General features: G+C 69.4%; 14 protein-coding genes. 7 read left to right on the top strand and 7 right to left on the bottom strand.

Going from position 1 to position 22,205, the window contains the following annotated elements:
- Positions 1-45 precede the first annotated feature (45 nt).
- The 5 genes from ACEN8G_RS00440 to ACEN8G_RS00420 form a co-directional block, all read right to left on the bottom strand.
- Positions 46-1,386 carry a hypothetical protein gene (locus ACEN8G_RS00440; protein ID WP_413417329.1) on the bottom strand — a complete coding sequence of 447 codons (1,341 nt, stop codon included), beginning with the start codon at positions 1,384-1,386 and terminating at the stop codon, positions 46-48.
- Between the two features lie 12 nt (positions 1,387-1,398).
- Positions 1,399-3,579, bottom strand: coding sequence for a GumC family protein (locus ACEN8G_RS00435; RefSeq protein ID WP_413417331.1), 2,181 nt, complete (start codon positions 3,577-3,579; stop codon positions 1,399-1,401).
- Between the two features lies 1 nt (position 3,580).
- Positions 3,581-4,438 (bottom strand): UTP--glucose-1-phosphate uridylyltransferase, encoded by an 858-nt coding sequence (locus ACEN8G_RS00430; RefSeq protein WP_413417333.1) that lies wholly within the window; start codon positions 4,436-4,438, stop codon positions 3,581-3,583.
- A gap of 206 nt (positions 4,439-4,644) precedes the next feature.
- The gene (locus ACEN8G_RS00425) at positions 4,645-5,562 is read right to left on the bottom strand and encodes a hypothetical protein (protein WP_413417335.1); all 918 of its coding nucleotides are present in this window, start codon (positions 5,560-5,562) and stop codon (positions 4,645-4,647) included.
- Between the two features lie 67 nt (positions 5,563-5,629).
- The gene (locus ACEN8G_RS00420; RefSeq protein WP_413740709.1) at positions 5,630-6,865 is read right to left on the bottom strand and encodes an aldehyde dehydrogenase family protein; all 1,236 of its coding nucleotides are present in this window, start codon (positions 6,863-6,865) and stop codon (positions 5,630-5,632) included.
- Positions 6,866-7,178: 313 nt separating this feature from the next.
- Between ACEN8G_RS00420 and ACEN8G_RS00415 the strand changes: the two genes are divergently transcribed.
- The 4 genes from ACEN8G_RS00415 to ACEN8G_RS00400 all read left to right on the top strand — a co-directional run bounded on the left by ACEN8G_RS00415 (position 7,179) and on the right by ACEN8G_RS00400 (position 13,474).
- Positions 7,179-8,528, top strand: coding sequence for a UDP-glucose dehydrogenase family protein (locus tag ACEN8G_RS00415; RefSeq protein ID WP_413417811.1), 1,350 nt, complete (start codon positions 7,179-7,181; stop codon positions 8,526-8,528).
- A complete protein-coding gene (locus tag ACEN8G_RS00410) occupies positions 8,525-9,538 on the top strand; it encodes an NAD-dependent epimerase/dehydratase family protein (protein ID WP_413417813.1) in 1,014 nt (337 codons plus the stop codon). The genes ACEN8G_RS00415 and ACEN8G_RS00410 overlap by 4 nt, the downstream gene beginning before the upstream one ends.
- A gap of 37 nt (positions 9,539-9,575) precedes the next feature.
- Positions 9,576-10,766 (top strand): glycosyltransferase family 4 protein, encoded by a 1,191-nt coding sequence (locus ACEN8G_RS00405; protein ID WP_413417815.1) that lies wholly within the window; start codon positions 9,576-9,578, stop codon positions 10,764-10,766.
- Between the two features lie 524 nt (positions 10,767-11,290).
- Complete coding sequence (locus tag ACEN8G_RS00400; protein WP_413417817.1) at positions 11,291-13,474, top strand: calcium-binding protein; 2,184 nt, start codon at positions 11,291-11,293, stop codon at positions 13,472-13,474.
- Between the two features lie 89 nt (positions 13,475-13,563).
- Here the strand turns inward: ACEN8G_RS00400 and ACEN8G_RS00395 are convergent, their stop codons facing one another.
- Positions 13,564-14,721, bottom strand: a complete 1,158-nt coding sequence (locus ACEN8G_RS00395) for an acyltransferase family protein (RefSeq protein WP_413417819.1) — start codon at positions 14,719-14,721, stop codon at positions 13,564-13,566.
- Between the two features lie 189 nt (positions 14,722-14,910).
- On the opposite strand from ACEN8G_RS00395, the gene ACEN8G_RS00390 reads away from it, so the two are divergent.
- Genes ACEN8G_RS00390 through ACEN8G_RS00380 form a run of 3 tightly spaced genes read left to right on the top strand, consistent with a single transcriptional unit; the run spans position 14,911 to position 17,405 of the window.
- Positions 14,911-16,062, top strand: a complete 1,152-nt coding sequence (locus tag ACEN8G_RS00390) for a glycosyltransferase (protein WP_413740708.1) — start codon at positions 14,911-14,913, stop codon at positions 16,060-16,062.
- Positions 16,063-16,092: 30 nt separating this feature from the next.
- A complete protein-coding gene (locus tag ACEN8G_RS00385) occupies positions 16,093-16,656 on the top strand; it encodes a polysaccharide biosynthesis/export family protein (protein WP_413417823.1) in 564 nt (187 codons plus the stop codon).
- On the top strand, positions 16,656-17,405 hold the full coding sequence (locus tag ACEN8G_RS00380) for a serine acetyltransferase (protein ID WP_413417825.1): 750 nt from the start codon (positions 16,656-16,658) through the stop codon (positions 17,403-17,405). Before ACEN8G_RS00385 ends, ACEN8G_RS00380 begins: the two co-directional genes overlap by 1 nt.
- Here the strand turns inward: ACEN8G_RS00380 and ACEN8G_RS00375 are convergent.
- Entirely contained in the window at positions 17,381-22,192 is a 4,812-nt protein-coding gene (locus tag ACEN8G_RS00375) for a hypothetical protein (RefSeq protein ID WP_413740707.1), read from the bottom strand. The two genes, ACEN8G_RS00380 and ACEN8G_RS00375, sit on opposite strands and share 25 nt — an antisense overlap.
- Positions 22,193-22,205: the final 13 nt, after the last annotated feature.

Below are 22,205 nucleotides of genomic sequence, written 5' to 3'. Positions count from 1 at the left end.
AGACAGCCCCTTAGGGGGCTCCCGCCCGGTCAGGCCCCATCTTGTTCAGGCATAGACCAGGCGGATAGGTCCCGGGCGCGGCACCTGCGCGGTGCGTGCGGCATAGATCGTGTAGCCGCAGAGCAGGCCGTACATCGCCAGCCCCTCCACCTGCCAGAAGGGCATCGTCGCCATGTTGAGCAGGAAGAAGGCGAAATGCGCCGCGAGCAGCTTGAACCGCTCGCCGCGCGCCGCGATCGCCGCGGTGAACATCACCGTCCAAAGCGCCAGCATCGCCGCCACGCCGAACCAGCCCAGCTCGTAGAGCGTGCCGACCAGGGTGTTGTGCGGATAGACCTTGAACAGCCCCTCCCAGCTTTCCGGCCCGAAGCCGAACAGGTGCTGGAGCGGGGTGCCGTCGGCCCAGGCATAGATGTAGCTGCTCCAGATCAGCGGGCGGGCCGACATCACCTGGCGCTCGAGATAGTCGAAGTCGCGCGGCGGCTTGATCAGCGCGGTGGGGTCCGAGAGGAAGGCGCCGAGATCGGCGAACTTGGCGCTGTAGAGCAGCACGCCGACCGAGACGAGCAGCAGCCCGCCCACCGCGGCGGTAACCGCCATCGGCACGCGCTGGTCGCGCCGCACGCTCAGCGTCAGCCCGCTCAGGAACACCGCCAGCGCCAGCGGGGCGAAGGCGAGGATCGTCGTGCGATAGCCGGCGAGCAGGATGCCGAGAAAGGTCGCGGTGAGGAACGCCACCCGAATCGGGCGCGGCGCCGACTTGGCGAAGCAGCCGACCAGGAAGCCGGTCATCATCGCGACCGAGAAGGCGGCCTCATGGTTGTAGCCGCCGATCCACACCAGCCCGTCACCATCCTCCGATCCCTTGGGCAGGTGCAGTGCCAGCGACAGCGCCTGGAAGACGAGCAGGGGCAGGAACGAGACCATCGCCCAACTGAGGAAGCGCGCGGCAGGGTCGATGCGCAGCGCCTGGAACACCGCGACGATGATCACGGTCATGTACGCATATTTCACGCCGGCATTGATGCCGCCCGCCGGATCGCCGTTGAGCACCGCGCTGACCAGCGCCAGCGCCACCAACGCATAGACCGGCAACAGCCATTTGAGCGCCAGGTTCGCCGGCCGCACGACGAAGAGCAGCCCGAAGCCGGTCACCCCGATCGAGAGCAGCGCGTTGCCTGACAGCCCCGCCGCGAACGGCTTGAACATGTAGAGGTGATAGGCGCCGGCGATGTAGCGCAACCACAAGGCCACCACCACGAAGGCGCCGGCCATGCTGCCCGCCCGCCGCGCCGCGATGACGAGGGGGACGAGCAGCAGCGCCGTGACCGGTAGCAATATGCCGAGCCCGAAGGCCGGGCCATAGGGCAGCGCCTGCGCGTTCACGACGCCGCCCGATCAATCGGCATAATAATGGCGATAGGCCTTCATGAAGTTGCCGCCATGCTCGTATCCGGCCCGCTCCTGCTCGCGCACATCGACCAGCGTCAGCACCGCGCCGAGCAGCTCGGCATGGACGTCGTAGAGCCGCCGGAGCGCCACCGATGCCGCCTTGGACGGCGTCCGGCGCCAGCGCACCAGCAACACCACGCCGTCGGCCATGCTGGCGATCACCCGCGCCTCGTCGACCGGCAGCACCGGCGGCGTGTCGAGGATCACCAGGTCGTAGCGCTCGCGCACCTGCTCGATCAGCTGGGCCAGCCTCGGGCTCTCGGCCAGGCTGATACCCTTCGAATCGAGCCGCTGCGGCAGCACGCAGGCATCGGACAGGCTGTCCTTGACGATCGCCTGCTCGAGTGTGGCGCTGCCCGCCAGCACTTCGTCGAGCCCCAGCTTCACATTGTCGGTGAACTGGCGGCTGGACGCGCGCCGGCGCGCATCGGCGTCGATCAGCAGCACCTTGCTGCCTGCCGCCGCCGCCGCCCGGGCCAGGCCCATCGCAGTGGTGGTCTTGCCCTCGCCCGGCACCGAGGAGGTGATCGCCACCACCCGGATCGGCTTGCTCGCCTCGGCGAACTGGATCGAGGTGCGCAAGGTCCGGAACGCCTCGGCAAAGGTCGATTGCGGCCGCTTGAGCAGCAGCTCCGCCGGCGGCGCCGGCGGGCCCGACTTGCGATAGCCCGGCAGCGTGTTCGCATCGGGGATCGAGGCGAGCGTCGGCAGGGCCAGCGTGTCCTCGATCGCGTCGCTGGTCTCCAGCCCGCGTTCGAGCAGCTGCAGCAGCACCACGAGCAGCACGCCGATGCCGAGGCCGCCGACCACGGCCATCGCCGCATAGATCAGCGCATTGGGCGAGCTCGGCGCACTGGGCACCCGCGCCCGGCTGACGATGTAGGAATCGCTGCGCTCCAGCCCCGACTGGGCGACGGTCTGGCGGTAGCGGTCGAGGAACGCCTGGTAGAGCGTCCGCGACGATTCGGCGTTGCGCTCCAGCTCGCCCAGCCGCACCGAGGCTTCATTGTCGCTGGCCAGCTTGCCCTGCGACTGCGCCACCGAGCCGGCGAGCGAAGCCGCGCGCTGGCTGGCGATGTTCGCCTGGATCGAGACGTTGGAGACGATGCGCTGCACTTCCGCGGCGATCGCCTGGTCGGCGACGCGGAGCTGGCTCTGCGCGCGGACCAGGTCCGGGTGACGCGGGCCATAGCGCTTCTCCAGCGCCACCACTTCGCGCGCCACTTCGGCCCGCTGCGAGCGCAGCTGGCTGACCACCGGCGAATCGAGCGAATCGCCCAGCTCCTCGCCGCTACGCCCGCCGCGCAGCTGGGCCCTGGCCGCCGAGAGGCGCGCCTGGGCCGCGGCATTTTCCGCCTTGGCCTGGGCGAGCTGGGTCGACAGGCCCGAAAGCTCCTGCTGGGTCACCGTGCTCGCATTGGAGACGGCGAACAGATTGTGCGCCGAGCGATAATCGGCGACCGCCCGCTCGGCACCCAGCACCTGGGCGCGCAGCTGCTGGAGCCGCTGCTCGAGGAACTTGCGCGCGCGCATCGTCGCATCGGCCTTGGAGCCGGCCTGGCCCGAGACATAGTCGTCGACGATCGCATTGGCGATCTGCGCCGCCTGCACCGGGGTGCTGCCTTCGAACGACACGCTGATCGCATAGGACAGGCCGTCGCGCTTGGCGGTCAGCCCGCCCAGCAAGGTGCCGATCGCGCGCTGGCGGCCGATCAGGTCGGGCTGTGCCGGTGCCGGCTGGCCCGGCACCACCGCCTTGTTGAACGCAGGATCGCGATCGAGGCGCAGGCGATCGACCACCCGCCCGATCAGCTCGGGCGAGCGCAGCGCCTGCACCTCGGTATCGACCGCGGCGGAATCGGGATCGGTGGTCGGCACCACCGAATCGACATTGATCACCCGCTCGGCCGTGCGCTCCAGCGCTACCTGCGCGGTGGCGAGGTAGCGCGGCTCGGCGACCAGATAGGCGGCCGCGGCGACTGCGATCGCCGCGACCATTGCCGCACAGAGTATCATCCATCGTCGGCGCAGCACCGCGCCGACATGGCGCAGGTCGATCAATGCACCGCGATCGACCTGCGGATCCGCCTCGATGCGGGGCGGCGGGCGCCTCGTGATTGCGTCCATATCACGCCGTGGCCATGAAGGCGCGCACCGCCGGCGCAAGGTCCGGCCGGGCGAGCGCAAGCGCGAGCGTCGCGGTCACGAAGCCGCTCTTGTCGCCGCAATCATAGCGCTTGCCCTGGAAGGTGACGCCGTGGAACGGCTGCTGGCCGATCATCCGCGCCAGCGCGTCGGTGAGCTGGATCTCGCCGCCGGCACCTTCCTCCTGGCTGCCCAATATCTCCATCACCTCGGGCTGGAGGATGTAGCGGCCGATGATGGCGAGCGTGGACGGTGCCACCTCCGGTGCCGGCTTCTCGACCAGGCCCAGCACCTCGGTGATCGCGCCGTTGCGCGCGCCCGGGGTGACGATGCCGTACTTGCGGGTGTCCTCGGGCGCGACTTCCTCGGTGCAGATCAGATTGCCGCCCACTTCCGAATAGGCGTCGATCATCTGCTTGAGGCAGCCGGGCTCGCCGACCATCAGGTCGTCGGGCAGCAGCACCGCGAAGGGCTCGTCACCGACGATCCTGCGCGCGCACCACACCGCATGGCCGAGGCCCAGAGGCTCCTGCTGGCGGATGATGGTGATGTCGCCCGGCGAGGTCCGCGTGCCATGCAGCACGTCGAGCGACTTGCCGCGCCGGGTCATCGTCTCTTCCAGCTCGAAGGCATGATCGAAATGGTCGTCGATCAGGCTCTTGCCGCGGCTGGTGATGAAGATGAACTGTTCGATGCCCGCCTCGCGCGCCTCGTCGACGGCGTACTGGATCAGCGGCCGGTCGACGACCGGAAGCATCTCCTTGGGCATGGATTTGGTCGCCGGAAGGAACCGGGTTCCGAGGCCACCAATGGGGAAAACCGCTTTGCGTACTCTTCGCATCTTCCACCCTTTCATGGGTGCTGGGTCCCCCCGGAAGACCAGCAACATCCATCAGGGCGAGCCGAACTCGCAGATACGCAACCCATACAGGTCAGTCGGATCCACAAACACGATCGCCAAGCCCTGACAAACAAACGCTGCGCCTTTCCGCTGCATTGCAGCAAGGGGCTGGCGTCGAAGCGTGTCCGAACTGCGTCCGGACCATCTCAAAGCTTTGGCGGCGTACCTGCGAAGGAGACGCCGCCCGGCACCGAGCCCTTGCCACGCGGGCGGACCAGCGGCGTGCCCGGCGGCACCTGGATGTCGTGCGAGCCGATGACGATGCGCGCGGGCCCGTCATGCACGTCGAAGATCGGCCAGGCCTTGTCGCTGCGGACCACCAGATGCTCGATATGGATCACCAGCGGCACGCGCAGGCCCTGCGCCGCCATGATCGCGAAATGATTGGTGTCGCCGATCCCGCCGATCTTCTGCGGGTTCACGCTGGTGAGCCGGGTGGCGCGGATGCTCGACCAGAGGCGAAAGTTGCGCGCGTTGCGGCCGCTGGTGCAGTCGTCGAGCAGGCTGTCGGTCGACTTCAGGTCGAACCCGCCATCGCTGTTGTCCCAGGCGGCGCACTGCTTGAACAGGATCCGGGCATTGCCGCGCTCGGTCGAGAAGCCATCGCCATTCCAGTATTTACTGTCGCCGCGCTTCCAGCGGAACCCGCGCATCGTGCAGCGATCGAGCCGGAAGTCGTGCGCGGTATCGGCGAAGGCGATGCCGACCGGCAAATCGTGCGCGCCGGTGGTCAGCGTGCCGCTGGCGGTGACGTCGGCGATCACTCCGTCATGGCTGCCATAGCGGATGCGGGCGAAGCTGCGGCGCAGATCGCTCGCCTTCGCGCCCTGGACGCGCAGCCCGACGATATCGGCGCCCGCCTCGCGCGGGACCGACGTGTTCTCGATCACCCGGTAGCCGCCGGCGACCTCGACGTCGGAGATCTGCACACCGCGCACCGAATCGCGGATCACGAACAGGCCGTTGCCGACATCGCGGGCATGCACGCCGCGATAGGCCGCGCCCGAATGGACGACATAGACGGGCTCGCCCTCGGCGGCGATCCGGACCAGGCGGGAAGTCATGCACTGGGCTAGTCAGGCGCCGGTCTGGGACGCCAGCCGCTTGCGGCGCGGCGTGGCGCCGCCGGGGTCAGTGCAGCGCGGGCGCCGCGCCGCCGAGATCATCGCCGCCCTCGCGCGGGGACGCGCGCGAGCGCGGCGCGCGGTAGACATGCCGCGCCTGGCTGAACCAGCGGAACCCGGCCTCGCCCTCGCCGATGTTGAGCGTCATCCCCGCCCTGCGCGCGCCGACCGCACCCGCGTCGATCGCGATCGCCGAGGAGAGCGTGCGCTCCAGCACATGCCGGCGCTCGGCCGCATCGCGCCCGAAATAATAGATGGCGAGCGGCGGCGGGCGGCGATGGATCGCGGCGATCGCGTCGCCGATCCCGGCATAGTTGCGCAGGGGCAGCACCGGCCCGGCAATCTCCTCGCGCATCACCAGCATGTCCTCGCTGGCGTGGCGGATGATGTGGAGCGGCATCCCGCCGCCGCGCGACTCGGCGGTCAGCACTTCGCCGCCCCGCGCCCGGGCATCGTCGAGCAGCCGCGTCACCCGTGCCTGCTCGGCTGCGGACAATGTCCCCGCCTCGCCCGGCTGCATGGCGGCGCGCCACAGCCAGTTGGCAACCGCCTCTTCCTGCTCCTCGGGCACCAGCAGATGATCGGGCGCGAGCGGTACGCGCCCGCCCTTCACCCGCTTGGCGGCGATCACCTGGCCGGCCGCCTTCCGCAAATCGGCCGAGCGTCCGACGATCACCGGCGACTTGCCCGAGCGGGGAATCGCGATCCCCTCGGCCTGGGGCTCGCTCGTCACCAGCAGGTCCGTTCCCGCAAGGTCGCCGGCCACCGCCAGCTCGAGCGGATCGAAGAATGCCGGGGCCAGCTCGGCGATCAGCCGGCCCAGCCGCGGCGCGGCATCGAAGCCCAGCGCGACCCGGTTCCCCGCGGCGAGCACGCTCGCCAGGATGCTCGCCGTGCGGAACAGCGGCAGCGCCGCCGGGGCCGCGATGCCGACCACCCCGATCGGCTGATATTCGACATAGTCGCCGCCCAGCCCCAGCCAGGCGCGCAGGCCCCGCCCGCCCTTGGGCCGCATCCAGGCGGCGACATTCGCCATCGCCTCGCGCAATGCCGCGAGCGCCGGCGCCACTTCGGTGCGCATCGCCGATTCGGCATCCTGATTCGGCTGGTCGCCGGCGAGCGCGGCGCAGAGTGCCGGCGCATGCTGCTCGATCATCAGGGCGGCACGCCGCAGCCGATCGCGGCGGATCGCCGGCAATACCGGCAGCTCGGCGAAAAACGCCGCGCGTTGCGCTTCGAGCATCCTCATCGTCCCACGGCTTGTCGCATTCGATCCTACTCCGCCGCCCATGCGTGGCAAGATCAGGCCGAAGCGTTTGCGATGGGCGGAGCCGAATTGCCACGCCGCCGTTCTAGCAGAGGCGCAAGCCATTCGTTGCGAAGGCGCAATATTTGTGCGCCGCAACCCAATCGACCGGTAAAATGAAGCACAATTCATTTCGCCGCCGATTTCCCTCAGCTCAAAGCTGGCAAGTTGACGGCACCACGACACAGGATGAGTGTTCGCAGGCGCAACAGAATTAGTATCGTCTCCGCGTATCAGGGAGCAGTGCGTAATGCGTATCGTTATGATCGGGTCCGGCTATGTCGGGCTGGTTTCGGGCGCGTGCTTTGCCGATTTCGGCCATCACGTGACCTGCGTCGACAAGGACGCGAACAAGATCGGCCGGCTCCGTGCCGGCGGAATCCCCATCTATGAGCCCGGGCTGGACGAGCTCGTCGCGCGCAACGTCGCGGCAGGCAATCTCGAATTCACCACCGAGCTTTCCGAAGCGGTCGGCGCGGCGGACGTCGTGTTCATCGCGGTCGGCACGCCCAGCCGGCGCGGCGACGGCCATGCCGACCTCTCCTATGTCCACGGCGCCGCCCGCGAGATCGCCGGCGCGCTGAACGGCTTCACCGTGATCGTCACCAAGTCGACCGTGCCCGTCGGCACCGGCGACGAGGTCGAGCGGATCGTCCGCGAGTGCAATCCGGCGGCCGAGTTCGCCGTTGCCTCGAACCCCGAATTCCTGCGCGAAGGCGCCGCGATCGAGGACTTCAAGCGCCCCGACCGCGTCGTCATCGGCATCGAGGACGACCGGGCCCGCGCACCGCTGGAGGCGGTCTATCGCCCGCTCTCGCTCAACAAGGCGCCGATCGTCTTCACCCGCCGGCGGACCAGCGAGCTGATCAAGTACGCCGCGAACGCCTTCCTCGCGATGAAGATCACCTACATCAACGAGATGGCGGACCTGTGCGAGGAAGTCGGCGCCGACGTCCAGGAAGTCGCGCGCGGCATCGGGCTCGACAACCGGATCGGGGCCAAGTTCCTCCATGCCGGCCCGGGCTATGGCGGCTCCTGCTTCCCCAAGGACACGCTGGCGCTGATGAAGACGGCGCAGGATCACGACGCGCCGCTGCGGCTGATCGAGGCGACGATCGCGGTCAACGACCAGCGCAAGCGCGCCATGGGCCGCAAGGTGCTGGCGGCGATGGACGGGCGCGTGCGCGGCCGGACGGTCGCGGTGCTCGGCCTCACCTTCAAGCCCAATACCGATGACATGCGCGACGCGCCGTCGATCGCGATCATCCAGGCGCTCCAGGACGCCGGTGCGAAGATCCGCGCCTATGATCCCGAGGGCATGTCCGCCGCCGAGGCGGTGCTGAAGGACGTGGAATACGCCACCTCGCCCTATGCCGCGGCCGAAGGGGCGGCGGCGACGGTGATCGTCACCGAGTGGGACGCCTTCCGCGCGCTCGACCTCAAGCGCCTCGCGACGACGATGGCCGAGCCGGTGCTGGTCGACCTGCGCAACATCTATCCGCCCGCCCAGGCGGAGGAAGCGGGCCTGCGCTATGTCAGCGTCGGCCGGCCGGGCAAGCGGGAAGACGCCGAAGCCGCGAACGACAGGCAGGCAGCGTGAGCGCCGGCGGCCCCGTCCTCGTGACGGGCGCCGCTGGCTTCATCGGCCATGCGGTGTCCGAGCAGCTCCTCGCACGCGGCGAGCGCGTGATCGGGCTCGACAATTTCACCGACTATTATGACGTGTCGCTGAAGGAGGCGCGGGTCGCGCGGCTGGTCGACAATTTCGACTTCCGCCTGGTCCGCGGCGACATCGCCAGCCCCGAGCTGCTCGCCGAGCTGGTGGCGGGGAACGGCGTGCGCCGGATCGTCCATCTCGCGGCACAGGCGGGGGTGCGCTACAGCATCGAGAATCCCTTCGCCTATGAGCACAGCAACCTGAAAGGGCATCTCGCGGTGCTCGAGGCGGCGCGCCAGGCGGGCAATGTCGAGCATCTCGTCTATGCCTCGTCCAGCTCGGTCTATGGCGAGCGGCCGCTGGGTGGCGAAGGTTTCCGCGAGGACGAGCCCTGCACCGCGCCGGTCTCGCTCTATGCGGCGACCAAGCGCAGCTGCGAGCTGATGAGTCAGAGCTATGCGACGCTCTACGGCTTGCGGATGAGCGGCCTGCGCTTCTTCACCGTCTATGGTCCCTGGGGCCGGCCCGACATGGCCTATTTCGGCTTCGCCCAGAAGATCCTGCTCGGCCAACCGATCGAGGTCTATGGCGAGGGCCGGATGGCGCGCGACTTCACCTATATCGACGACATCGTCGACGGGGTGGTCGGCGTGCTCGACAAGCCGCCGGCGGCGGGCGAGCACCGCTTGCTCAACATCGGCGACTGCGATCCCGTGGGCCTGATGGACATGATCGCCACGCTCGAGCGCGCGCTCGGCCGCCAGGCGGTCAAGCTGATGCGCCCGATGCAGCCGGGCGACGTGACCGCGACCTTCGCCGACATCTCGGCGATCCGCGCGCTCACCGGATACAGCCCCAAGGTCTCGCTCGCCCAGGGCATCGAGCGGTTCGTCGACTGGTATCTGAGCGAAATCGAACAGGGTGGAAGAGGGCCGATGGCAGCGGTGGCCTGAGCCGGGAAAACCGGCCGGGCGAGTACGGAGTATCGACATGCTGCAACGGACAAGTGCGTCTACCGGCGGTGCCGATGGCCCGCCGACCATCTGCGTGACGGGGTTGCGCGGCTTCCCCCATGTCATGGGCGGAATCGAGAGCCATTGCGAGGAGCTGCTGCCGCGGATCAAGGCGCTATGGCCCGATCACCGTTCGGTGGTGCTCGGCCGCGCACCCTATCTTCCCGAGGCCGTGAACGAGCATCGCGGCGTCGAGATCATCGGCATCCCCTGCCCGCGCCAACAGCATCTCGAGGCGATCGTCTCGACCTTCCTCGCGGTGCTTTCTGCCCGCAAGCGCCGCGCGGACCTGATCCACATCCATGCGATCGGCCCCGGCCTGCTCGCCCCCTTCGCCCGGCTGCTCGGGCTCAAGGTGATCGTGACGCATCACGGCACCGATTATCACCGCGCCAAATGGGGCAAGATCGCCCGCACCGCGCTGCGCAGCGGCGAGTGGCTGGCACTCAACTTCGCGCATAGAGTGATCGCCGTCTCGCCGTCGCTGGCGACGCAGCTCAAGCGCCAGTTCCCGGCCCGCGCCCAGACGATCAGCTACATCCCCAACGGCACTTCGGACCTGCCCGGCGATGCCGATCCCGATCTGGTGCTGGAGCGGATCGGCGTCGAGCGCGGCAAGTTCCTGCTCGCCGTCGCCCGGCTGGTGCCGGAAAAGGGCCTGCACGACCTGATCGAGGCGTTCGAGGCGTCGAACTCCAGCGCCAAGCTGGTCATCGCCGGCGCCACCGATCACGAAAGCGACTATGCCCGCGCGCTGCTCGAGCGCGCCGGCGACCGGGTGATCTTCGCCGGCGTCCAGTCACGCGCGACGCTCAAGTGCCTCTACGAGAACACCGCGCTGTTCGTGATGCCCAGCTATCACGAGGGCCTGCCGATCGCGGCGCTGGAAGCCGCGAGCTGCGGCGCACCGATGCTGCTGAGCGACATCCCCGCCAATCTCGACATCGCCCTGGACGCGCGAAACTATTTCCCGGCCGGCGACGTCGCGACGTTGACCGAGCGGCTCGATGCGGACTGCGCGGAGTTCCAGATCGACCGCGACACGGTGCGGGCGCGGTTCAGCTGGGACAAGGCGGCGGAGGACACGCTGGCGATATACCGCAGCGCGCTGGCGCCGGGCCGGGAGACGCCGCGTGCCTCGGGGCAGCCGGGTGTCGCTAAGGGCTAACCCCTCTCAAGAACGTCACCCCGGCCTTGTGCCGGGGTCCACAGCGCCGCACCGGAGACGCTAGAGCCTCTTGTCAAACGCTCGCCTCCCGGTGGACCCCGGCACAAGGCCGGGGTGACGATTGGAGACGGGGAGAGCCCTAGGCTCGCAACCGACCCAGCACCTCCGCCCGGCTCGCCGCATCGATCTTCCCGGAAACCGCAATCCCGCCAGCCCCCAGCACCGCCCGCGCGATCGCCGGCCGCCAGGCATCGCCGCGCCATTGCCAGCTGCGGATCCGCCAGCGACCCGGCCCTTCGGCCTCGACGACCAGGCTCGGACGCAGCGCAGCATCACCCTCCTGGGGCCGTGCGGTGCATGCACTTCCCGCTGCAAGTCCCGCAATCGCAACGATAAGTTCCCGACGGTCCACCGCAATAACCCTTCGGCTGATCAGCATAATCCCGGCTTAACCACGCTGCGACGCACCACGGCATCTAAATTGATCGATGTTAAGCATCGAACAACCACGGGGTCGCCGAGCCATGCCCAGCCTGTACATTTCGCCTGCCGGATCCGGAGACAAAAGCGGCCGGGACATCAACAACGCAGCGTCGATCGGTTCACTCAACACGCTGATCGGAAAGGCCGGTCCGGGCGGCGAAGTGCTGCTGCTCGCCGACCAGGGTGATTATGGCGTCACCGGCATCCTGGGCATCACGCGCGGCGGCACCGACGGCAATCCGGTGACCGTGCGCGGCATCGATTCCGCCGGCAATGCCATGGAGGCGCATTTCAGCGGCTCGCGCCCGACCGACTGGCAGGCGGGCGACGTCGCCGGCAACGAGCTGTTCAAGCTCGGCACCGGCGCCAGCAACCTGGTGTTCCGCGACCTGCAGATCGACAATGTCGGCACCGCCTTCCGCGTCACCGCCGACCTCAGCAACCTGCGCATCGAGGGCGTCGACGCCAGCAATGTCCGCCGCTTCTTCGAGGATTATTCGAGCGCGGCCTCGGGCACCGCGACGATCACCGGGCTCACCCTGCGCGACATCGACGTGAAGGGCTTCTCCAAGGCGGCGATCCGCCTCCAGTACGACACCAACAACGTGCTGATCGACAATGTCCGCGCCGACATGGCCGGGCAGCTCGGCGGCGACCTGCCCGAAGGCGTGCATCTCGACGGCACCGTCCACAACGTCACGCTCAACCAGGTGACCATGGAGAATGTCCAGAGCACCGCCGGCGCCTATTTCAACGGCGACGGCTTCGCGACCGAGCGCGGCGTCTATGACGTGCGCTTCATCGACACGGTCGCGCGCGGCAACAGCGATGGCGGATACGACCTCAAGTCGACGGGCACCGTGCTGGTCCGCGCGCTCAGCGAGGAGAATGGCCGCAACTTCCGGCTGTGGGGCGAGGCGACGCTGATCGATCCGACCGGCCGCAACCCGGTGCTGCGCGGCGGCATCTCCGAGCAGAACCAGCTCTGGCTCGACACCGCGGCCAACGTCACTGTGATCGGCGGCCATTTCGACGATGCCGGATCGCGCACCAAGGTGATCTCGTCGAACGGCAAGCTCACGCTGCAGGGCGTCGAGATCACCCGTTCGGAGCTGTCGATCCTGGCGACCCAGGCCAGCCTGCCCGGCCTCACCGGCGCCGCGACGATCCGCGAGACGCTGGCGGTCGATCAGGGCGCCGCCTCGCCCGGCGCGACCAGCTACATCGCGCTGCTTCCCCTGCCCGCCATCGCGACCGCGGACATCATGACCGGCACGTCGCGCGACGACATCTTCCTGGTCGACCATGCCGGCGACCGGATCACCGAAGCCGCCAATGCCGGCATCGACCGGGTCGAGACGACGCTCGCCAGCTACACGCTCGGCAGCAACATCGAGAATCTGATCCGCCGCGGCGCGGCCGACTTCACCGGCACCGGCAATGCGCTTGGCAACATGATGATCGGCGGCGCGGGCAGCGACACGCTGAACGGGCTCGACGGCAATGACGACATCGCCGGCAATTCGGGTGCCGACGTGCTGAGCGGCGGCAATGGCGAGGATCTGCTACAGGGCCAGGCCGGCGCCGACAGCCTGCTCGGCGGCTGGCAGTCGGACACGCTGATCGGCGGCACCGGCGCGGACCGGCTGGTCGGCGACCTCGAATGGCTGAGCAGCCAGGGCGCCAATGACCGGCTCGACGGCGGCGGCGATGCCGACCTGCTGATCGGCGACGCCGCCAACATCTATGGCAGCGGCAAGGGAGGCAACGACAAGCTGACCGGCGGCGCGGGCGACGACATATTGATCGGCGACGGCGACGTGATGAAGGACAATGCCAAGGGCGGCGCCGACACGCTGGAGGGCGGCGACGGCAATGACTGGCTCTATGGCGACGGCCGCGATTCGACCGGGACGGTGGCCGGCGGTGCCGACAAGCTCTATGGCGGCGACGGCCCCGATCACTTGATGGGCGGCGGCGGCAACGACCAGTTGTTCGGCGGCGCCGGCGCGGACTGGTTCGTCTTCGAACCGGGCTCGGGCGCCGACGAGATCGGCGACTTCGCCTCGGGCCAGGACCATATCGACCTCAGCGCCTTCGACATCGCCTATGAGCAGCTCAGTTTCACCACGAGCGCGGAGGGAATCCGTATCGGGGTGGGTTCCGAAAGCATCTTCCTGCGCGGCACCCAGAGCGTGAGCGCGAACGATTTCGTGTTCGGCTGACCTTCTTCTCCCTCTCCCCTCCGGGGAGAGGGGAAGTGCGGCACACTCTCCCCTCCTGCCCCTCTCCCCAAAGGGAAGAGGGTTATCAATCAAGGCGCCGCCAGTTCCTCCGGCACCGTCTGGCGCGACCGCATCGCGCTGCCGGTAGCCCGCCGGATCACCGCCTTGCCCAGCTTCTGCCCGGGCAGCTCGACCAGCTTGTAGGTCACGAACGCCAGCGCATAGGTGACCGGCACCACCACCGCGCCGGTCAGCACGAACCGCCCGGCCGCGCCGAGCCCGGTGCCGAAATGCCCGATCACCGCCGCCGCCACCGGCTGCAGGATCAGCAGGTGGATGAGATAGGTGCCGTAGCTGAGCTCGCCCAGCCAGTGGAACGGCCGGCTCCCGAGCAGCCGCGAGACCCCGTCGATCGCACCCAGCGACCGCAGATGGACCAGCGCGAAGAAGCCGAGCACCAGCAGCTCGCGCACCGCGAAGTGGAGCAGGTCCTGCTCGCCGCCGATCGGGATCGCCGCGAGCAGCACCGCCAGGCCGAGATGCATCCAGCTCCGCCCGCGCCCCTCGCCCGGATCGGCGGCGATCAGCATGCCGCACAGGAAGAGCTGGAGCTTGAGCGCCAGGAAGGACGGCATCGGCCAGTCGAGCCCGGCCGCGCCCGCGAGCAGCGCCACGACAACCCCGCCCGCCGCGGCGACCAGCGCCATCGGCATCCAGCCGATCCGCCGGGCGAGCAGCACCAGGAAGGGGAAGAGCGCGTAGAATTGCATCTCCAGCCCCAGGCTCCAGTCCGGCAGCGCGGTGCGGAAGGCATAGTCGGGCAGCAGCCCGAACACGAAGCTCAGATGCGCGGCGATATTGGCCAGGCTGGCATCGGTGTAGCGCTCGTGCGGCTGGAGCGCCTGCCCGAGGAAACTGTCGATCGCCACCCGGCTCTCATAGATGGCCGGCCCGGCGATCAGCGCCGCCGCCAGCGTGACGTAGAAGAGCGGGGCGAGCCGGAAGAAGCGCCGCGTCCAGAACGCCGTCCAGGTGCCCGGCGCGGTCCAGTCCTCGCTGCCGGCGCGCAGCTGATACTGGAACACCATCAGGAAGCCCGAGAGCAGGATGAACAGGTCGACGCCCAGGTCCGGCTTGCTGACCAGCGGCAGGCGGAAGCCGGTGAGGATCATCATGTGCCCGATCAGCACCCATAAAGCCGCCAGGCCGCGCAACCCGTCGAGACATTCGACTCGCCGAATGGCCATGATGCTTCTCCGAAATCGTCCCTGAACGCCCGGTTGTTAGCGGGGCATCCGGCCCCCGCGCGCCGCCTAAGCGGTCAGTTGCCCCGCCCGGACGACGGGGCGGTCGCGCACGTGGTGCATTGCAGCAAATCCGCGTGGTACGCCCTTGGGCAAGGGGGCCGGATTTCGCGCGGAAGCGCACGAGGGACGATGCCGGACAACAAGCGAATAGTCTTCGCGATCAATTCACTCGCCGGCGGCGGTGCCGAGCGCGTGCTCACCACCCTGCTCGGCGGATCGGCGCCGTGGCGCAACCGGTACGACGTGCACCTGGCGCTGCTCGACGACGAGCCGCGCGCCTATCCGGTGCCTGATTGGGTGGAGGTCCACCAGCTCGATGCGCGGCACAAATTGCTGCCCAGCCTCAAGCAGATGCGCGCGCTGGTCGACCGGCTCTCGCCCGATGCGACGCTGAGCTTCCTCACCCGCGCCAATGTCGCCAATGCCTGGGCGATGGCGGGGCGCGGCCGGCCCTGGCTGATCAGCGAGCGGGTCAACACCAGCGCGCATCTCGGCAAGGGGCGCGGGGCGATCACCGCCAAGGCGATGGTCCGCATCGCCTATCCCCGCGCCGCGCACGTCATCGCAGTGTCGGAGGGCGTGGTCGACGATCTCGCCGACAATTTCGGCGTCGCCCGCACCCGCATGTCGGCGATCGCCAACCCGATCGACCATGACCAGATCGCCGCGCTCGCCGCCGAGCCGCCGGCCTTCACCCCCGCCGACCCCTATATCGTCGCCGCCGGCCGGCTGGTACCCAACAAGAACATGGCGCTGCTGCTGCGCGCCTATGCCAGGGCCGATCCCGGCGCGCGCCTGGTGATCCTCGGCGAGGGCCCGGAACGCCCCGCGCTCGAGCGGCTGGCAGCCTCGCTCGGCATCGCCGGCCGGGTCGACATGCCGGGCTTCGTCGCCAATCCCTTCGCGCTGCTCGCCCGCGCCCAGGCCTATGCCATGCCCTCCAATGCCGAGGGTTTCCCCAATGGCCTCGTCGAGGCGATGGCCTGCGGCGTGCCGGTGGTCGCGACCAACTGCGCCTCGGGCCCGTCCGAAATTCTGGCGGACCGCCCCCGCAGCGCGGTGACCGGCGGGATCGATGTCGACGCCGGCGCATTGGTCCCCACCGATGATGTCGATGCTTTCGCTGCGGCGCTGCGCCGCGTGCTCGTCGAGCCGCGCCGCAGCGCTTGCGGCGCGCGCGCGCGCCCGCTCGCGAGCATATGGCGTCGAGCAGGCAGCCGCCAATTACTGGGCCAGGATCGAAGCCGCGCTCGCCGCGCCGTCCCGCCCGCAACCCGTTGACAATGTACGTCGCGTTCAGGGAGCAAATCGATGAAGTGGCACATGCAGATCGCGCTGGCGGGGGCGCTGGCGCTACTCGGCGGATGCGCCGGCCAGACCCCGCTAGCCGGCAGCGGCGACGCCCCGCCGCCCGCCGCCGCCTTCACTCTTTCGCCGGGCGACAAGGTGAAGGTCGCCACCTATGGCGAAGTCTCGCTCACCGGCGATTTCGAAGTCTCCCCCGGCGGCACCATCGCCTTCCCGCTGATCGGCGAGGTCAAGGCTGCGGGCATGCAGCCGGACCAGCTTTCCAAGGCGATCGAGACCCAGCTGCGCGAAGGCTATCTGCTCGAGCCCAAGGTCTCGGTGCAGGTCGCCAGCTTCCGCCCGGTCTACATCCTGGGCGAGGTCAACAAGCCCGGCGAATATCCCTATACCCAGGGCCTCACCATCCGCGGCGCGGTCGCCAAGGCGGACGGCTTCACCTACCGGGCCAATGAGAAGCGCGTCTTCCTCAAGCGCACGGGCGAGCCCGGCGAGCGCGCCTATCCGCTGACCGCCGATTTCGCGGTGCTGCCTGGCGACACGATCCGCTTCGGCGAGCGCTATTTCTGATGGAGATGGCCACCGCATCGCTCGCGCCCGAGCTGGCGCCCGAACTGGCACACACCGAGCCCTTGCCCGAAAGCGGCAAGCCCCATACGCGCGGCTGCCCGGTCAGCTTCGCCAAGCTGAAGGCGCTGCTCGCCGCCGACCTGTACCGCTATGCCGGCCGGGTCAGCACGGGCGCGTTCCTCAAGCACTATGCCTTCACCCCGGGCTATAAATACACGGTGCTGATGCGCACCGCCGGCTGGCTCAAGCTCAAGCCGGCCAAGGCCTTCGGCTTCTATCCGCTCGCCAAATGGCTGCTGCTGCGCGCCCGCTACAAATATGGCTTCGCCATCCCCGAGTACATGGAGATCGGCCCGGGGCTGTTCCTCAACCGGTTCGGCGGCTTCTATTTCCATGGCGACACCGTGCTGGGCAGCAACGTCAACATCACCCACGGCGTGGTGCTGGGATACATGAACCGCGGCGCCAAGCGCGGGGCGCCGGTGATCGGGGACCGGACCTTCCTCGGCTCCGGCGCCAAGGTGATCGGCGGGATCCAGGTCGGCGCGGAGGCGGCGATCGGCGCCAACGCAGTGGTGACCAAGGACGTGCCCGAGCGCGGGGTGGTCGGCGGCATCCCCGCCAAGCTGCTCTCGGACCAGGGCTCGGACGGATACATCAACCGCCTCGCCCCGCCCGAACTGCTCGCCGCCTGCGAGGGTGCGCTGCACGGCTGGCGCGAGGGTCAGCCGAACACGAAGTCCGCCTGATCGAGCGCGGTGGCGCCGCGCACGAAGATCGTGTCGGTGCCACCCAGCTGGATCGTCACCCCGGCGCTGCTGGTGGTGAAGCGCAGCTGCTCATAGGCGATGTCGAAGGCGCTGAGGTCGATCCGGTCGGCCTCGGCGCCGCCGCGGGTGAAGTCGGTGATCTCGTCGGCGCCCAATCCCGGCGCGAAGACGAAGCGGTCGCTCCCGCCGCCGCCGGTCAGCTTGTCGTTGCCGCCCTTCGCGCCGGCAGCCATGTTGATCGCATCACCGTACAGCACGTCATTACCGAGCCCGCCGAGCAGCGTGTCCGCCCCGCCGACCCCGGCGGCGGTCATGCTCATCCCGTCGCCGACCAGCACATCGTCGCCGTCGCCGCCGTCGAGCGTGTCCTTGGCGGCGAGCGAGGAGACCCATTCGCTGTCGCCGACCAGCAGGTCGTTGCCCGCGCCGCCATAGAGCCTGTCGGTCTGCTGCCCGCCATAGAGCCTGTCGTCGCCGTCCTCGCCGTAGAGCAGATCCTCGTTCTTGCCGCCGTCGAGCCGGTCGGCGCCGATCCCGCCCCATAGCGTGTCGTTGCCGTCATCGCCCGACAGCGTGTCGGCACCCGCCCCGCCGGCCAGCACATTGGCGCCCGCGCTGCCGAGCAGCGTGTCGTCATAGCCCGACCCTTGCGCATTCTCGATGCTGACGAGCTTGTCGCCGGTGGCGTCGCCGCCCGTCGCGGTCTGGCTGCGCAAATTGACCAGCACCCCGCCCAGCGACCCGGCATAGTCGACCGTGTCCGCCCCCGCCCCGCCGTCGAGCACGTCGCCGCCCGATCCGCCGCGCAGCATGTCCGCCCCGTCCCCGCCGGCCAGCCGGTCCTCGCCGCCGGCGCCGACCAGGAAATTGTCGAGCGCATTGCCGGTCAGCGTCGCGCCGACGGTGCCGGTATAGACCAGCTCCTCGATATTGGCGCCGAGCGTGTAGTTGTTCGCCGCGGTGCGGATGCGGTCGCGGCCCTCGCCCGCCGCCTCGACCACCTGGTCGCCCGCCTCGAAGACGACATAGAGGTCGTTGCCGGTGCCGCCGCGCAGCACGTCATTGCCGCTGCCGCCGTCGAGCTGATCGTCGCCCGCCCCGCCGACCAGCACGTCATCGCCGCCTCGCCCATAGAGCATGTCGCCGACCAGCACATTGTCGCTGCCGGTGATGCTGTCGGCATAGTTGGAGCCGATCACCGTCTCGATGTTGAAGAGCCGGTCGCCCTCGGCCTCGCCGCCCTGATTGACGTTGGTCGCCAGGTTGACGGTGATCGCAGTCGACTTGGTGTAATCGGCCTGATCGCGCCCCGCCCCGCCGTCGAGCAGGTCCGCGCCCGCGCCACCGACCAGCTTGTCGTCCCCGTCGAGCCCGTACAGCGCATCGCCCAGTCCCTTGCCGTATAGGCTGTTGTCGAGCGCATTGCCCGTGCCGGCCAGGGCACTGCTCCCGGTATAGCTGAGGTCCTCGACTCCCTCGGCGAGCGTCAGCATTGCAAGGCTGGTGCGGACGATGTCCGTCCCGCCGCCCAGCGCCTCGATCACCTGGTCGCCGGCATTGTCCACCACATAGCTGTCGTCACCGGCCCCGCCGATCATCAGGTCCGCGCCCGCGCCGCCATCGATCATGTCGCTGCCGCCGCCGCCCTCGATCCGGTTGGCGCCGGCATCGCCGGTCAGCGTGTCGGCAAAGCCGCTGCCGACCACCGCCTCGATACCCGAGATGCTGTCGCCCTGCGCATCGCCGCCCGACACCGCGCCGGTGGCCAGGTTGACCTTCACCGCCGCGGCGCTGCCCGAATAGACCAGGGTGTCGAACCCGCCCGCCCCGTCGATCCGGTCGCCGCCCGCGCCGCCGACCAGGATCTGGTCGCCGCCATCGCCGACCAGCGTGTCGGCGAAGCCCGTGCCGATGAACCGCTCCACGCCGTCGAACCGGTCGCCCTCGGCATCGCCGCCGCTGCTCGCGCCGGTCTGGAGGTTGATCGAGACCGCCACCGCATTGGTGCTGTAGTCGACCGTATCCACGCCATCGCCGCCGATCAGCATATCGGCACCCGCACCGCCCTGGAGCAGGTCGTCGCCGCCGCCCCCGTCGAGCCCGTCCGCGCCCGCCCCGCCGGTCAGCGCCTCGGCGATGCCCGTGCCCGACAGAATGTCGTCAAAGGCCGAGCCGGTCAGCCCCTCGATGCCGACCAGCCGGTCGCCCGCCGCATCGCCGGTGCTGGCCTGCACCGAAAAAGCGAGGTCGACCTGCACCGCCGCCGCCGAACCCGAATAATCCGCCGTATCGAAGCCCTCGCGCCCGTCGAGCAGGTCCGCGCCGGCACCGCCGGTCAGCCGGTTGCTGCCAGCATCGCCGTTCAGCACATCGTCGAACGCCGAGCCGATCAGGTCTTCGATCCCGACCAGGCTCGTCCCGCCCGAGGCGGTGCCCGCGGCCAGGTCCGCCGTCACCGCACTCGCGCTGCCGGCAAAGTCCGCCGCATCGACGCCCGCCCCGCCATCCAGCCGGTCCGCACCGCCATTGCCGACCAGCCGGTCGTTGCCCGCGCCACCCGACAGCGCATTGGCCGCGCCATCGCCGACCAGTATGTCGGCAAAGCTGGAGCCGACCAGGTTCTCGATCCCGGCCAGCACATCGCCCTGCGCATCGCCGCCGCTGCCGGTGCCGCCGAGCACGGCGGTCACCCCCCCACTGCTCGTCGCATAATCGGCGGTGTCGATCCCCGCGCCCCCGGTCAGCCTATCCGCGCCGGCACCGCCGACCAGGACATTGTCGAACGCGTCGCCGGTCAGCGCATCGTCGAAGCGCGAGCCGACCAGTCGCTCGATCCCCCCGAGACGGTCGCCCTGGGCATCGCCGCCCGCGCCGGTGCCGGCGACAAGATCGATCGTCACCGCCGCGCCGCTGGCCGAATAGTCCGCGCTGTCGAACCCGGTACCGCCGGTCAGCGTGTCGGCGCCGGCGCCCCCGACCAGCAGGTCGTCGCCGCCGCGCCCGTCGATCCGATCGTCGCCCGCGCCGCCACCGAACCAGTCGGCGCCTTCGCTGCCGGAGAGGATATCGGCAAAGGCCGATCCCTCCACCGCCTCGATCCCGATCAGCCGGTCGCCCGCCGCCTCGCCGCCGCTCGCCGCGCCATTGGCAAGATCGACCGTAACCCCGGCGGCGCTGCTGCCATAATCGACCCGGTCGATCCCGGCCCCGCCGTCGAGCAGGTCCGCGCCCGCGCCGCCATCGAGCATGTCGTCCCCGGCACCGCCCGAGATCACGTCGTCGCCATTCCCACCGAACAGCCGGTTCGCCCCCGCATCGCCCGCCAGCGTGTCGGTGAAGTTGGAGCCCTCGACATCCTCGAACCCGTCGAACAGATCGCCCGTGGCATCGCCGCCGCTGGCGGTAAGCCGGGTCAGGTCGACCCGCACCGCGGCGCTGCTCCCGGCATAGCTGAGCAGGTCGCGCCCCGCACCGCCGACGAGGATGTCGGCGCCCGCCCCGCCAGCCAGCACATCGTCGCCGGCATTGCCGACCAGCATGTCGTTGCCCGCACCGCCCAGCAGCACGTCCGCGCCCGCGCTGCCCCCGACCATGTCGTCGCCCGAAGTCCCGGCCGTCACCACCACACGCTGTCCGTCCAGGGTCAGCACCGATCCGGTGCCCTTCTTCGTCGTCACCGTGCCCGTGCCGGTGGCGAGGCCATAGTCGCGCACCGTCAGCGCGCCGTTCTTCTCGGCCAGGTTGAACAGGGTCGGCGAGCCGGGATCGGAGAAGAACGCCCCGTCGATCGTCGCGCTGGCGCCCTCGGCTAGCCAGATATGCTCGCGATTGCCCCCGGCGAGCGGCGCGCCGGCATCGAGGCTGACGATGTTGCTCAGCTGCGCGCCGGTGCCCCACAGCCGGATGTTGCGGCCATTGCCCGAGACGATCGCCCCGTCGACCACCACCCCGTTGCTCTTGAGGTCAAGCCCGCCATCGCTGTTGCCGGTGGCGATCACGTCGCGCAGCGTGATGTTGTAGGTGCCGCGCTCGGTCGCGAAGCCGTCGCCGTTGCGGTAATCATTCACCGTGTCGAGCGCGTTGCGCATCGCGACATGGTCGATCAGCACGTCGTGCGCGGTGCCGTCGATATGCACGCCGATCGCGAAATTGTCGCCGTCCTGGAACTGGCTGTCGCCGCGGACATCCTCGATCAGCACGTTGCTGCTGTTGTACTGGACGCGGATCGCGCCCTTGGAATAGCCGTCCACCGCGACGTCGCGGATCGTCAGCCCGGCGATGCTCGCGCTGGCGTTGGCGCCCGAGGCGATATCATCGAAGAAGCGCGCGACATTGCTCGCCGTGACATGCTCGATGACGAGGTTGCTCAGGTCCCCGCCGACGCGGATCGCCGTGCCGACATTCTCGAAGGCGAGGTCGCTGAAGCGCAGGTTGTTCGCCCCGCCGAGCAGGCGGAATACTTCCTCGCCCGCGGGGTTGGCCGGATCGAACGGCTCGGGCCGGGTGCCCGTGATCGTCGCCGCCATCGCATTGCCGGCGCCGTCCACCCCGCGGATCGTCACCGGCGCCGCGGCGGTGCCGCCCGCGACGATCGCCAGCGCCTCGGTCGGTGCGGCATAGGCGCCCTGGTCGGCGAGCATCAGCACCTGACCGCCCGGCCCGGCCGCCGCGATCAGCTTCGGCAGGTCCTTCAGCGTCGCGGCATTGGCCGCGCTGGAGCCGTCGCCCGAACCGCTGCCGGTCGGCGAGATGTAGAGTATGGGCATGGCCAGGGTCTCC

This window comes from Sphingomonas sp. Sphisp66 (assembly GCF_047324325.1).
Lineage (GTDB): Bacteria > Pseudomonadota > Alphaproteobacteria > Sphingomonadales > Sphingomonadaceae > Sphingomonas.
The sequence above is the reverse complement of the archived record's forward strand: the minus strand, read 5'-3'. Positions and strand labels throughout refer to the sequence as shown.